This window comes from Bacillus sp. z26, from assembly GCF_058313635.1.
Map to the genome: position 1 here is coordinate 170,986 of NZ_JBZFQM010000005.1, position 13,841 is coordinate 184,826.

The 13,841-nt window shown below is 38.6% G+C and carries 13 protein-coding genes; 9 read left to right on the forward strand and 4 right to left on the reverse strand.

Annotated elements, in window-relative coordinates; translation table 11 throughout:
* Positions 1-97: 97 nt before the first annotated feature.
* Complete coding sequence (locus AC4G3K_RS15285; RefSeq protein WP_491133847.1) at positions 98-688, reverse strand: undecaprenyl-diphosphatase; 591 nt, start codon at positions 686-688, stop codon at positions 98-100.
* A 324-nt stretch (positions 689-1,012) separates the two neighbouring features.
* Here AC4G3K_RS15285 and AC4G3K_RS15290 point away from each other — a divergent pair, with 324 nt between their 5' ends.
* Positions 1,013-2,143 (forward strand): PQQ-dependent sugar dehydrogenase, encoded by a 1,131-nt coding sequence (locus AC4G3K_RS15290; RefSeq protein WP_491133848.1) that lies wholly within the window; start codon positions 1,013-1,015, stop codon positions 2,141-2,143.
* 368 nt (positions 2,144-2,511) lie between these two features.
* Complete coding sequence (locus AC4G3K_RS15295; RefSeq protein WP_491133849.1) at positions 2,512-2,730, forward strand: hypothetical protein; 219 nt, start codon at positions 2,512-2,514, stop codon at positions 2,728-2,730.
* On the opposite strand, the gene AC4G3K_RS15300 is transcribed toward AC4G3K_RS15295, so the two are convergent.
* Positions 2,727-3,893, reverse strand: a complete 1,167-nt coding sequence (locus tag AC4G3K_RS15300) for a sensor domain-containing diguanylate cyclase (protein ID WP_491133850.1) — start codon at positions 3,891-3,893, stop codon at positions 2,727-2,729. The genes AC4G3K_RS15295 and AC4G3K_RS15300 overlap by 4 nt on opposite strands.
* A 446-nt stretch (positions 3,894-4,339) precedes the next feature.
* Here AC4G3K_RS15300 and AC4G3K_RS15305 point away from each other — a divergent pair, with 446 nt between their 5' ends.
* Entirely contained in the window at positions 4,340-5,974 is a 1,635-nt protein-coding gene (locus tag AC4G3K_RS15305) for a SulP family inorganic anion transporter (RefSeq protein ID WP_491133851.1), read from the forward strand.
* 207 nt (positions 5,975-6,181) lie between these two features.
* Here the strand turns inward: AC4G3K_RS15305 and AC4G3K_RS15310 are convergent, their stop codons facing one another.
* The gene (locus tag AC4G3K_RS15310; RefSeq protein WP_491133852.1) at positions 6,182-7,114 is read right to left on the reverse strand and encodes an aldo/keto reductase; all 933 of its coding nucleotides are present in this window, start codon (positions 7,112-7,114) and stop codon (positions 6,182-6,184) included.
* A gap of 630 nt (positions 7,115-7,744) precedes the next feature.
* On the opposite strand from AC4G3K_RS15310, the gene AC4G3K_RS15315 reads away from it, so the two are divergent.
* The 3 genes from AC4G3K_RS15315 (at position 7,745) to AC4G3K_RS15325 (ending at position 11,163) form a co-directional block, all read left to right on the forward strand.
* Entirely contained in the window at positions 7,745-8,854 is a 1,110-nt protein-coding gene (locus AC4G3K_RS15315; RefSeq protein WP_491133853.1) for an NADH-dependent flavin oxidoreductase, read from the forward strand.
* Positions 8,855-9,090: 236 nt separating this feature from the next.
* The gene (locus AC4G3K_RS15320) at positions 9,091-10,200 is read left to right on the forward strand and encodes an NAD(P)/FAD-dependent oxidoreductase (protein ID WP_491133854.1); all 1,110 of its coding nucleotides are present in this window, start codon (positions 9,091-9,093) and stop codon (positions 10,198-10,200) included.
* 252 nt (positions 10,201-10,452) lie between these two features.
* Positions 10,453-11,163 carry a class I SAM-dependent methyltransferase gene (locus tag AC4G3K_RS15325; RefSeq protein ID WP_491133889.1) on the forward strand — a complete coding sequence of 237 codons (711 nt, stop codon included), beginning with the start codon at positions 10,453-10,455 and terminating at the stop codon, positions 11,161-11,163.
* Positions 11,164-11,233: 70 nt separating this feature from the next.
* On the opposite strand, the gene AC4G3K_RS15330 is transcribed toward AC4G3K_RS15325, so the two are convergent.
* Complete coding sequence (locus AC4G3K_RS15330) at positions 11,234-12,418, reverse strand: M20 metallopeptidase family protein (protein WP_491077894.1); 1,185 nt, start codon at positions 12,416-12,418, stop codon at positions 11,234-11,236.
* A 228-nt stretch (positions 12,419-12,646) separates the two neighbouring features.
* Here AC4G3K_RS15330 and AC4G3K_RS15335 point away from each other — a divergent pair, with 228 nt between their 5' ends.
* The 3 genes from AC4G3K_RS15335 (at position 12,647) to AC4G3K_RS15345 (ending at position 13,823) form a co-directional block, all read left to right on the forward strand.
* Entirely contained in the window at positions 12,647-13,156 is a 510-nt protein-coding gene (locus AC4G3K_RS15335; protein ID WP_491077895.1) for a GNAT family N-acetyltransferase, read from the forward strand.
* 48 nt (positions 13,157-13,204) lie between these two features.
* Positions 13,205-13,327 (forward strand): hypothetical protein, encoded by a 123-nt coding sequence (locus AC4G3K_RS15340; RefSeq protein ID WP_491077896.1) that lies wholly within the window; start codon positions 13,205-13,207, stop codon positions 13,325-13,327.
* 115 nt (positions 13,328-13,442) lie between these two features.
* Complete coding sequence (locus AC4G3K_RS15345) at positions 13,443-13,823, forward strand: hypothetical protein (protein WP_491077897.1); 381 nt, start codon at positions 13,443-13,445, stop codon at positions 13,821-13,823.
* The last annotated feature ends 18 nt before the right edge of the window (positions 13,824-13,841 follow it).

Consider the following 13,841-nt stretch of genomic DNA (forward strand, 5'->3'; position numbering starts at 1 on the left):
ATTACACCTTAACATAGTCTATTTTGATAAGATACGTAGTTCTATAAATAAAAAGCCACCGACATTGTCGGTGGCCATTCATGTTGGTGATTTTAAATTAAATGCTTTTATTTCGGTCAAATAGATAACTTTCTCCCTTTTCATATAGAGCAATTGAGTGTCTAATCCATTTCTGTTTAGGAACGAATTTATGGACGAGTATAGCAGAAACAAATCCAAGAATAGCTCCTACTAAAATATCAACAGGATAATGGACTCCTACATAGATTCGGGAAATAGAAAGAAGAAGTGCAAGTGCTGCCCATAAATACCAGAATCGTCTGCGGAAGAGGGCAATAGATATACAAACCGAGAAGAACACGATCGTATGGTCACTAGGAAACGAGTTTCCAACCTCTTTTTCTATTAACTTGTTTACATTGGACCAAACGGCAAATGGTTGATGATGTGAATAGACCAATCCAATTAATTTACCAGTTACTTCAGCGATAAAAAAAGAAATAACGGCACTTACGACCATTAATTTGTTTTCTGTTTTACGAGTTAACCAGTAAAACAGCAGAACTAGCATCAAGCAATAAACCGTATATTCAGCGAAGAAAATAAAAAGTGGATTTATATCCGGATATTCTTTTCCTATGTCATTAACTGCACGAAATAATGTAATATTTGCTTCTGAATTAGTCATTTTTTCTTTTCCTCCCAAGTTATTCTATTATGGATAATTTACTCGGATTTTTCAAGTTATTCTATAACTCAATTGGTCCTATCTTTCCTGATAGTTTAGTTGTAAGAGAGGATTATGATAAAATTTAACAAAACCATAGCTCCGCTGCGTTGTTTTTCATGCCAATGAATTGAATAGTGTACTGGAGTGGTCAGATTTTACGGACGAAAGGAAAGCAAATCGAAACACACATGGATATCCGCCTAATCGCCCTGAAAAAACAGGGTCAAAAAATCCATCACGTATGACATCTCAGAATGATCGAAGTAAAAAAAGGAGGCTAATATGAGAACAGTATTTCGTTTGTTACTGCCTTATTTAATCATCATGGTCGTACTCGGTTGTTCAAAAGAGGAGGAGAATGATACCGTTGTCAGGCAGACAGATACAAATGAAAAACAACCATATGATATTGAAGTGGTTGCTGAAGGCCTGAATGTTCCATGGGAAATGGTTATTGCTGAAGATGGGAGAATGTTTTTTACAGAAAGACCCGGACAAATTAGGGAAATTCGTGATGGAAAAGTAGTGGAAAAGCCGCTTCTGTCTTTACCGGCACCTTTCATTAGTGAAGGAGAGGGAGGATTACTTGGATTGGCGCTAGATCCTGATTTCCAAACGAATCACTTTATGTATACGTACCACACCTATGAAGATAATGGGAAAATCAAAAACCGCGTTCTTCGTCTTGTAGTCGATGACAATCAAGCTAGTATTGATAAAGTGATTCTGGATGGGATTGTTGGTGATACGAATCATAATGGAGGGAGGATGAAGATAGGTTCTGACGGGATGCTTTATATTACAGCAGGAGACCGGTATGAACCTGACTTAGCTCAGGATAAGAGAAGTATGGGCGGGAAAATTTTCAGAATCCATACAGATGGTTCCATACCGAATGATAATCCAATCGACGAATCGCCTGTTTACAGTTACGGACATCGTAATCCGCAGGGACTAGCCTGGCATCCTATAACAGGAGACTTATTCAGTTCGGAACACGGCCAATCGGCACATGATGAGATTAACTTAATTGAGGCAGGGAAAAATTATGGCTGGCCGATTATTCAGGGAAATGAAGCAAAAGAGGGAATGCAACCCCCTATTGCCCAAAGTGCAACTGAAACATGGGCACCTTCAGGAATGACATTTGTCTCGAAAGGTGAATGGAAAAATCAATTACTGGTTGCCAATTTACGAGGCATGCAGGTGCTTAAGGTAGAACTTGATGAATCTGGCAAACAGGTAAAAAAAATCGAATCTCTCTTTAAAGAAAAGTACGGGAGAATCAGAAATATCATTGAAGCACCGGATGGGTCCTTGTATATGATGACAAATAATCGGGATGGCAGAGGCAATCCATCTGACAAAGACGATAGAATCATCCGTTTGAATCCTATAAAAACGGATAGCTAAATATGGTACAGATATGATCCGTTAAAATTACTCTTACATTCAAAGAGTTTGTTTCAGGATTATAATGCTCGATAGCCATAGGCAAGTATAGGCTAACCATGATTGTGTGAAGGAACAGTAGATTCCATTAAAATATGAATAAATCTGCCTTTAAAGATAAATTGAAACTGTTTAATAAAGAAAACCATAGAATTAAAGATTAGAGCACTGCATTTTAGGAAATTTCTCATTATGCAGTGCTTTTTTGTTTAAAGATAATAGGTTATTTTAAGAAGAGATGGTGAAGATGTTGAGTACGTACATTCGTCTGCTTCTTGCTCTATTGCTGGCATTTGTTTCTTTTGGAGCTTTAGCTGGGGGGTACCATGATGCTTGGTGCTGTGTATCCTGAAATGGATATGATGCAGATGTCATTATCATTTTTGAATCCTATTCCTTTTATAAATAGCTGGTTTATACCAGGCCTATTATTATTCCTTTTGAATGGAATAGGCAATGGCTGGGCAACCGATCTTCGGAATCATTGGAATGTTGGAAATCATGATAGCCATTTTCTGTTGAAAATAGAAAAAGCACTCAACCATTAATTCTGGCTTTGTGCTTCGATATTTGTAAGTTTGAGTTCAACTTGATTTCTTCCATTTGCTTTAGCCTTATACAGGGCCTTATCTGCTTTATGAATAAAAGAAGTATAGGTGTCCCCTTTTTCAAAGGTGGTTACACCAAAACTTGCTCTGATTTGATACGTACCAAGAGGCTCCATTTCTATCGCTTTTCGTAAGCGCTCAGCGACATTCAATGCACACGGATATTTGGTTTTAGGCAAAATGAGAATAAATTCCTCACCACCAAAACGGGCAAGTACATCAAAGGTTTTTACATTCTTCTCGAGAACAGATGCAATATGCTTCAATACCCGATCTCCCTCTAAATGTCCGTATTTATCGTTAAAATTCTTGAAATGATCGATATCTATTAATATAATACTTAAATCATTTTCCATTGGGGCCTTTTCTATAAATTTCGTTAAGTAGTAATCTGCCGTTCTTCTGTTATTGATACCTGTTAATCCATCCTTATAGGCAATAGATTCAAGCGTGAAAAATTTTTCTTTCAGTTCAGTACGCATGTGCTCGATACCGATGATTAAACGGCCCAATTCATCATCTTTATGATATTCTGGGACTTTAACTGTAAAGTCCTTATTGGAATAGGATGTAACACTTTGCTCTAATTCAACAATTGGCTGAACTAAATTGGTTAAATGCCAAATGATATAGAAAACAGCAAGTACTAGCATGAGCAGAATTCCAAAACAAAAAACGGTTAGAATAATCATTACCCTGTTTTGTGAACGCTCTTCCATTTTTGATTTTAACAGTCTGATTTCATTCGTTACCTCTTTATAATGGATCCGTATGTTATCAAATGCCATTTTACTATTATCAAGTACTTCTTTTGAAATCAATTTATTATCTTCTATGATCTTAATTTGAACATTCCCATACTCACTATTCCATTTTTCTCCGCTAGTCATCAAAGCAGTAACAGATTTACTTACGCTTGGAAAAATGGTTATATCTTCTTTGAGTTTTTCAGAAGTTTGTTGAAATGTCTCAGTTCCAGCATAAAATGGTTCAAGAAAGGCATCATTTTTAGATAAACTATATCCTCGCTGCCCGGTCTCTTGATCGATTAAAGATTGATAGAGAACTAATACATGTTCGTTCATGGCTTCTAGTTGTTCCATTGTTTCGTTTGAAGAAACAAATTCACTCTTTACATAAAAAAGGGATGCTAAGTTTAAACAGATCCATATTAATCCGATGGATAGTAAACTCCAGAAGAATCGGTGACCAATTTGCCATTTGAATACTTTTTTTTGCAGAGTAACCCACTCTTTCTATTGGTATTAAAAGTTAATTCTACAATATTTTACAAAGTTTTCACAGGTTTTTCTATTTAAAAGTTTTGGTTTGTTGTTTGAGATTGAATAGATATGGAAAGAGAGGTACAGGTTTAGAGAGAGAGAAAATCTCCCAAAAGCATAAATTAAAAGATTGCAATGGGATAATAAACATACATCGTCCTATAGGTCATAATTGGAATTGATTGTATATAGATTTCAATTTCTGAGGTCAGTATAATGATAAGGTTGCAATTATTATCATATTACGTATGGAAAGAAGAATTGGCATGTTTAAACAATATATTCTAGATTTGCATAATGAATTTGCCGGATATAATTCGGCAAAGCTTCGTAAAGATATTATGGCAGGTATTACAGTTACCGCTGTTGCGCTGCCTTTATCCCTCGCGTTCGGCGTTAGCAGTGGAGCAGATGCAGCTGCCGGATTAATTACAGCGATTTTAGCAGGCTTAATTATCAGTATGCTATCAGGTGCATCCTATCAAATATCAGGACCTACAGGAGCGATGTCTGCTATATTGATAGCAGTTGTTGCCCAGTATGGTCTGGATGGAGTATTTATTGCCTGTTTGTTGGCTGGTATCTTATTGGTGATTGCTGGTCTACTGAAATTTGGCCGTGTTGTTTCTATTATACCGATGCCAGTTATCACGGGTTTTACATCAGGGATTGCCATTATAATCGCAATGGGACAAGTAGATAACTTTTTTGGGGTTGAATCGAGCGGAGAGAATCCAATTGGTCAAATCATTTCTTACATAGAGAATGGTTTCCATCCTGATTTTGCCACGGTGTTGATTGGAATCATTACCGTTGTCACGATGATCTTCTGGCCAAAAAAATGGAATGCGATTATTCCATCTTCCTTAGCAGCCTTATTGCTTGTTCTAATCATCAATACCTTTTTAAAATTACCGGTTGCAGTGGTAGGAGATATACCAAAAACTTTTTTCCCAGAAAACCGACTCATGTTTGGGGATTTATCACTCACTAAAATAGAGCCATTAATTTGGCCGGCAATCAGTATTGCGGCTTTAGGAATGATTGAAAGTTTATTATGCGGAGCATCTGCCGGTCGTATGGTTGGAGAAAAAATGAATGGAGATCGGGAACTGGTTGCACAGGGAATCGGGAACATGATTATTCCATTCTTTGGCGGCGTTCCGGCTACTGCTGCGATTGCCCGTACGAGTGTGGCGATTAAAGCCGGCATGCAAACAAGATTGACAGGAATTTTCCATGCAATTGGTCTACTTTTGTCGATGTTTCTCCTTAGCCCGATTATGTCAAGTATACCGATGTCCGCATTAGCGGGTATTTTGATTGTAACAGCATGGCGTATGAATGAATGGGAGAGTATTCACTATATCTTCTCTCACAAATTCAAAGGGGCCATCTTTAAATTCATGTTAACCTTACTTGCTACTGTAGTGTTTGACTTAACGGTTGCTATTGTTGCGGGAATTGCCCTATCTGCCATATTATTTGTTATTAACAGTGCAGACGTAGAGATGAATATCAGTAAAGTGGATATAGAAAAATTAGAAGACAAGGGAATAAAATTAGATCAGGCATATGATGATATACGGGTTGTTTATCTTACCGGGCCTATTTTCTTTGCAACGGTAAGCTCGTTGACAGAGCGACTGGAAGACATCAATCAAGGGATTATGATTCTTTCCATGCGCGGTGTTTCCTCCGTTGACGGTTCAGGAGTACAAGCAATGATGGAATTCTGCGAATTAAAGAAACAAGAGGGTGTAACCATCATCTTTAGTGGTGTACAGCGCAGAGTTCTCAGCCGATTTGAAAGAGGCGGTATTCTGGATGTGATTGGAGAAGACAATGTCTTCTGGAGTACAGACCAGGCACTTGCTAAAATCAATCAAATACAAAGATAAAATAAAAGATAGAAGGAGAGTGCTAGCTTAGCGCTCTCCTTTTTTAGATATAGTTTAAGATAACTTTTTACCGAGTATTCAGATATCGTTCTTTCATTTACTCATTTGGAAAGAAGGAGCCATCGATGATACTCCATCCTTTTGTATGATAAAGTCCGCGCCGTCAGATTGGGTTGCTGAGCTATTAATGCGGCTGTTTTTGGTGTCTTATTCGAATATTGAACTGATTTGTTGGATTTCTTCAGAAGATAATGTAACATCCAGTGTTTTAAGATTATCAATCACTTGTTCCGGCTGTTTTGCTCCAGGAATGACTACATCAATCGAATCCTGTGCCAAATACCATTGAAGGACGAGATGAGCAATTTGAACATCTTTATTATTCGCGATTTTACGAAGCTGCTCCACCTTTGCTAGGTTTTGATTAAACAGTTCTCCCTGGAATAATGGGTTACGGGAGCGTCCGTCAGCAATAGTGGAATGCTTTGTGTATTTCCCGGTTAATAGGCCAGAGGCAAGCGGGAAGTATGGAACAAAGGAAATATTGTGTTGAGCAGTATAAGGAAGAAGCTCTTTTTCAGCATCTCTTTTAAATAGATTGTATTCAGATTGAATCACATCCACGTATCCGTCTTTATTGGCTTCTTTTAATTGTTCTAATGAAAAATTAGATACACCGATGGCACGGATTTTTCCGGCTTCTTTCAGTTCTTTTAAGGCGCCGACTGCTTCATCCTTTGGAGTATCTTGATCTGGGAAATGAATGTAGAAGAGGTCAATGTAATCTGTTCGCAAACGAATCAGACTATCTTCCACAGTTTTTTTTAGAAATTCAGGGGAGTTATCAAAAATAACTTCATTTTCTACAAATTTATGAGCTCCTTTTGTTGCAATAACCAGGTTTTCTCGATTGCCTTTTTCTCTAACGATTTCTCCAATTAATTCCTCTGATCGTTCCGGACCATAAATATAGGCAGTATCAATAAAATTCACACCATGGTCGATGGCAGTCCGTACGATTCCCCGTCCTGTTTCTTCATCGAGATTTGGGTAGATATTATGTCCTCCAACAGCATTTGTTCCAAGACCAATCGGATTTACAAGTAAGTCTGTTTTACCTAACTGAACTTTTTCATTCATACAAAAACCCCCTTAGCATGTAATAATTCAATCATAACAAAGGGCGAGAAACATATGGAAATGATAGGGTTTAGAAAAAGATAAATAGCTAAAGGTCTCAAGGATTATTTCCTTGAGACCTTTATGCAAAGAGGGGGGATTTATTTGTGTTCTATGGCATTTATGATGTGTTCTACTATTAGTATAATTCAAATGATAACGATTATCAATATCATTTAGGTGAAAAAGATGTAAAATTTATTACAAATACATAACTAAATTTTCAGGATTAAATTTTGGTTGAATAATCATGAGCAGTTTGAATGCCTTTTTTATAGGGATTATAAAAAGGAGGGCATTATGGAACTTGTAACTCAATCATAAATGTAATCATCGTTCTAAATTTTTGTTTAAAAAAACCTGCAATCTTCATTGTACCGGTTTGGAAAATTCTGTTGTTTATCACGGGGATCAGTTCGGTGATATCTGTCAACAAGGATGACAGCACTGCTGAAACCCAACAAGTCAGCGATGAACTTCTTTCATGTCAGTATGTTACTAATCATCACTTACTTACGAATGAGCGTTTTGTTTGCTACCTTTTTCACAACTCACTAGAATAAGGTTCATATAGAGGAGGAATAGATTCCAATGAATGAAAAATATACATCTCTTTTCGAAAGCTTAACACTGCCAAATGGCGTTACGTTGAAAAATCGGTTCGTACTTGCTCCAATGACACATTACTCTTCTAATCCTGATGGTACGATTTCCGATCAGGAACTTGAATACATCGCACAGCGTTCCAAGGAGATCGGCTTGGTCATCACTGCTGCAACCAATGTATCCGATAGCGGAAAGGCGTTCCCCGGACAGCCATCCATTGTACGCGATACAGATATAGCAGGTCTAAAGAAACTAGTAGATACAATAAAGGCTGAAGGAGCTAAAGCGATCATCCAGCTTCACCATGGCGGACGGGAAGCATTAACTGATCTTGTACCGAATGGGGATGTGGTTGCTCCAAGCGCTGTAGAAAAAGAAGGCGCAGCTACACCACGCGCATTAAAAACTGCAGAAGTACAGCAAATCGTTGATGATTTTGGCGAAGCAACTCGTCGTGCTATTGAAGCCGGCTTTGATGGCGTCGAAATTCATGGTGCAAACGGCTATATTATTCAGCAGTTCTATTCTCCATTCTCCAATCGTCGTGAAGATGAATGGGGCGAGCGTTTGCGTTTCCCATTGGCTGTCATTGACTCAGTCAGAAATGCTGTTGAAAAACATGGCTCCAAAGACTTCATCGTTGGGTACCGCTTCTCTCCTGAGGAACCGGAAACTCCGGGATTAACGATGAAAGAAACACTTGAGCTGATTGATGCTCTAGTAGAAAAACCATTGGATTACCTGCATGTATCTTTGATGGACTTCCATTCCACAGCGCGCCGCGGTGCGGATACGAATGCCAAACGGATTGACCTGATCAAGGAACGCATCAATGACAGACTACCTTTAATCGGTGTCGGATCCTTGTACTCTGCCGAAGACGTAGCTGCAGCCAAAGCCACGGGAGTACCATTGATTGCTATGGGACGTGAATTATTAATTGATCCGGAATTCGTCACAAAGCTCAAAGAAGGACGCGAAGACGAAATCATCCGCCTGATCGATCCTGCCCGTGAAGATCAACACGGTATTCCAGATCCGCTTTGGAACATCATTCTGCAGACAAAAGGCTGGGTTCCGACAAAAGCCGAGTAATAATCGAAGCGCTTAGTATTTGCTTTAATTGAATGAATAAAAAACCTCTCAGATGAGAGGTTTTTTTATGCAAGCTGGCTGCCTTGTCCATATAAAGGAATTGCCATTCCATACTGGACTTTTTATTTTTCCTTCTCACTTTTACTTTGTCTCATTCGATTATAATACTGAAAAATGACCGATATGCTATGGTATATTTGGTATATTGTAGCTAAACGAAGAAAAGGATGTTCGATATGCATATAACAATAATCGGATCAGGTATAGCAGGATCGGTTACCGCATATAAGCTTGCGAAGCGGGGCTTAAAAGTAACAGTGATCGATCGCTTTGATAAAGGGCAAGCGACAGATGCTGCAGCAGGGATCGTTTGTCCATGGCTGTCCCAGCGGCGAAATAAAGATTGGTACCAGCTGGCGAAAGGCGGTGCTCGTTATTATCCAGAAATCATTGAGGAACTCCGTCGTGATGGAGAAACTGAGACGGGTTATGAACGTGTAGGTGCGTTGAGCCTGCATGAGGATCTCAAAAAACTGGATGCAATGCAGCAACGTGCTGAAAAGCGCAGAACGGATGCACCGGAGATGGGTAAGATAACCCGTTTTAACGAAAACGAAGCACGCCAGTTATTTCCTTTACTTGCGGAGGGATATGGAGCTGTGCATGTCAGCGGTGCTGCTCGCGTCGATGGCCGGGCTTTACGAAATGCCTTGCAACGAGCAGCCAGAAAATACGGCGCCCGTTTCGTATCAGCTGAAGCACAGCTTTCTTTGGAAGCAGGGCAAATCGTTGTGACAGCCGGCAATGAAGAATGGATACCGGAAAAAGTCGTAGTTACTGCAGGCGCTTGGGCTGGACAATTGCTAGAACCACTCGGCTATCGAATGGAAGTCAGCTTCCAAAAAGCACAGATTTGTCATTTGCAGGTTCATACTGCCAAAACACATGATTGGCCAGTAATCATTCCTCCGAATGATCAATATTTGCTTGCTTTTCCAGATGGAAGAATAATAGTTGGTGCTACGCATGAAAACGATGAAAAAATGGATATCAGAATAACGGCAGGAGGCGTCCAAGAAGTGCTGAGTAAAGCCATTCAGCTTGCTCCCGATCTTGCGGATGCAAGCTTGACTGAAACAAGGGTCGGCTTCAGACCTTTTACGCCAGGTTTCCTTCCTGTATTTGGCCGCATGCCAAATCACCATAATCTTTATGTCATAAATGGCTTGGGTGCCTCAGGTTTGACGATGGGTCCATTTATCGCTTCTCAGCTCGCAAAACTGATCGTTGGAGAGGAAACGGATATCGATATATCCGCCTATAATCCAGAGGGTGCTCTGGCATAATCTACGAGTCCATGATAATCATGGACTTTTTGTCATAACCAAATTTATTTAAAGAAGTGGTTGCGGTTAACCTGGGAACTTAATATATGTTAAATGTCTCAATATAGCTTGTGAACATTTATATTATATTAGGCGCCGTACAGGTGAATGTTCATACCAAATTAATCTAATAGTAATGTAATCTGAATATATCGTTTGTTATAAAATGGTAATTAGGGAAGCGTGGATCAATTTGGAGAGGAAGGTTTAAGTATGGAAGCTCTTTATAGTCATGAGGATTTGCTGATGATGATGGATCAATTATTAAAAGAACAAACCGGGTTTGACTGGGATCAATTTTACTTGGATCGTAACCGGAATGTCCCTTTTTTTTCTAATCGGCCTGATGAAAACTTATTGGAGTATTTCAAAAAGGGCTTATTTGTTTCGGAGAGCAAAGTGCTCGAATTGGGATGTGGTCCTGGTCGAAATGCAGTATTTTTTGCAGAAAAAGGTTGTCATGTTGATGCCGTTGATTCATCAGAAGAAAGTCTGAAGTGGGGAAGAGAACGAGCGAAAGAGAGTGGTTTGGCAATCAACTTTATACATAATAATATATTTGATTTAGCTATTGATGAAGGAAGCTATGATATCGTGTTTGATTCAGGATGCTTTCATCATATAGCACCTCATCGCAGGATTAGTTATATCAATTTAATAAAAAGAGCTCTAAAAACAGATGGTTTGTTAGGTATTACCTGTTTTCTTGAAAATGGGAAGTATGGCGGATCAGATATAACCGATTGGGATGTGTATAGATTATGGAGCCTAAAAGGAGGTTTGGGGTTTACGGAGCAAAAATTAAGGGACATCTTTAAAGATTTTAAGGAAATTGAAATAAGAAACATGAGACAAATGGATTCATCGAATGATGTATTTACTGAGGAAGGTTTTTTGACAGCTATATTTAAAAAGTCTTTATAATTATAAACAACAATAGATTTAAAAGAGTGTGGCATCCTTTAAAGAACTTTGCCACACTCTTACTGCTTCTCTATTGATTTGCTTTTAACCACATCATTGCCGTATGGGCATGTATGGCTGCACCGGTTGGTAGGATTTCTTCATTAAAAATTACCTGTGGATGATGCATCGGAAGTCCATAATGAGGGTCTTCATCTTTTGTGCCCGCTCCCAGTAAAAAATAAACGGTAGGGACTTGATAACAATATGAAGCGAAATCTTCGGAACCCATCCCTCCGCCCTCAAAAGAAATGACAGATTGTTTACCGACAACATCACTCACATAAGAGGACAATTGATTGGCTAAGTTCTTATCGTTCGTTAATGGAGGAACGGATGCAACGACCTCTATATTAGCTTCACCCCTGAACATTTCACCTGTTGAAGTGACTATTTTCTCTAACCTTTTGTAAATAAAATCTCCTAAATCTACATTTAAATAACGAATGGTCCCCTCCAGTATAGCCTGGTCAGGAATCACATTATGAGTACTTCCGGCTTGGAATTTTCCGATGGTGATAACTACGGATTCGGTTGCTGCGATTTCCCTTGCTATGATTTCATGGATAGAGGTATAGATGTGCGCTGCAATATTAATCGGATCAACACCTGTTTCCGGCATAGCTCCATGACATCCAACACCTTTTACAGTAATTCTAAAGATTGTACAACCTGCGATTGCGGTTCCAAGCCCATATAATATCGTATTAGTTGGTGTGCCGGAATGTACATGTAAGGCCATTGCTGCATCGACTTTTGGGTTCTCTAAAACTCCCGACTTCAACATTAATTTAGCACCCTTGAAGCCTTCTTCATTTGGCTGGAATACGAGCTTAACAGATCCTTCCAGTTCATTCTCATATTGTTTTAATAATTTGGCAGCCCCTAGTAGCATAGTTGTGTGCATATCATGCCCACAGGCGTGCATATTTCCGTTTGTTGATTTAAACGGGTAATCTGTCTGTTCTTTAATTGGAAGAGCGTCCATATCGGCCCGTAATAAAAATGTTTTCTTTGCATCAGGTTTCCCCGCCAGTGCTACAATCCCACTTTCACAGATTTCTTTTGGTTCATAGCCGAATTCCTTTAACTTATCCATCACGTATTTCGTGGTTTGAGGAAGATGATCGCCTACTTCCGGATTTTGATGAATTTCTCTTCTATATTGGATTAACTCATCTTGCATGGCCCTTGCACTTTCTAAGAGTTGGTTCATATGTACCTCCTGTGTAGTCTCTATAGTTTGTGTTCTTCATATTTTGTACATTTCAGGCATTTTATATTAGCCATTTTTCATTTGGATTTTTATGAACATCGATTGTAGGACTGCTATTAATGCTAATGACATTGATTTTTGAAGGATTAATGGTCTTTTTGTTGAAAACTGTATGGGAAAGTGAACTTTCAAAGGATCTTATAGATAATAAAATGAGGGGATGGAAAGATGATTGACATACTAAAAGCGAATGCAAGCCATGCCGAGGGGATTTCGAAAGTATGCAGTGATGGATATTGGGCTACGTATAATGGTTTAAGGTCTGAAGAATATATTAAGAGAGTGATAAAAGAGTTTTATAATCATGAAAGAATTTTGAAGGAAGTAAATGATACAGGCAGGGACTGGGGAGGGTATTTCGTGGCTATAGAAGATAATGAAGTCATTGGGGCAATTGGGGGCGGAATGATTGGTGAGACTTCTGGGGAGGTATTTGTTTTATACCTAAATCCTGAAAGACGTAATGAGGGAATTGGGACAAGGTTATTAAATGTTCTTACAAAGCAGCAAAAAGAAGTATATCAGGCAAATGAACAATGGGTTTCTGTGGCTAAGGGGAATCAAAAAGGAATACCATTCTATGAAGCAAGAGGGTTTGTTTTCAAAAATGAGCAGAATGGACATGGAAATATTGAGGAAGAAAACTATATGACACTGAGATATGTTCGAAAGATTTAATGGTCATCATTTTATTCTATTTCTCATTGAATTGGGGGATTTAGATGAATGGAAGTTAGAGAAACAATAGCAGCTGATAGTGTAGTGTTAACAAATTTAATGGGAGTCTTGGATACCCTGCGGCGATTGAAAATATGGTTCAGCAATATTACAAAACATCCGGATTATTAATAGATTCCTATGATGCGCTATCGTTGGAATAATAGGACTTTCAGTATGGTAATTTGATAGCGGTTTCTTTTGTTTTGACAGAGAAACGTAGTTAGATAAAGAAGGGTGTATACATATGAAGAATAAGATTGTGTTTATATTATTGATTATCAGCTTAGGTATAAATCTATATATAGCAGGGAAGTGGGTTCTGGTTAATCAATGGTATGAACGTGATTCAGAAGAGGATATTATTCTTAGTGAGATGGTTCAAAATACAGTCGAAAGTACAGACTATCAAAAATTAGCTACTAAAGAAAACATTATGGCAATCAATGCAGATATGAATAAATTTGATGGCGGAGTCTTCCCTTACTATTTTGGGGTATTTGTTCGTACTGACAAGCAGACTTATCAGTTTGCATGCAATAATGAAAAATGCTCAGAAATGGAAAATGTAGGATCTGGGTATTCTATCTATCAAGATGAGAATCCAAGATTGCCATTTGAAAAATAGTAAGAGAATCCACCTGAA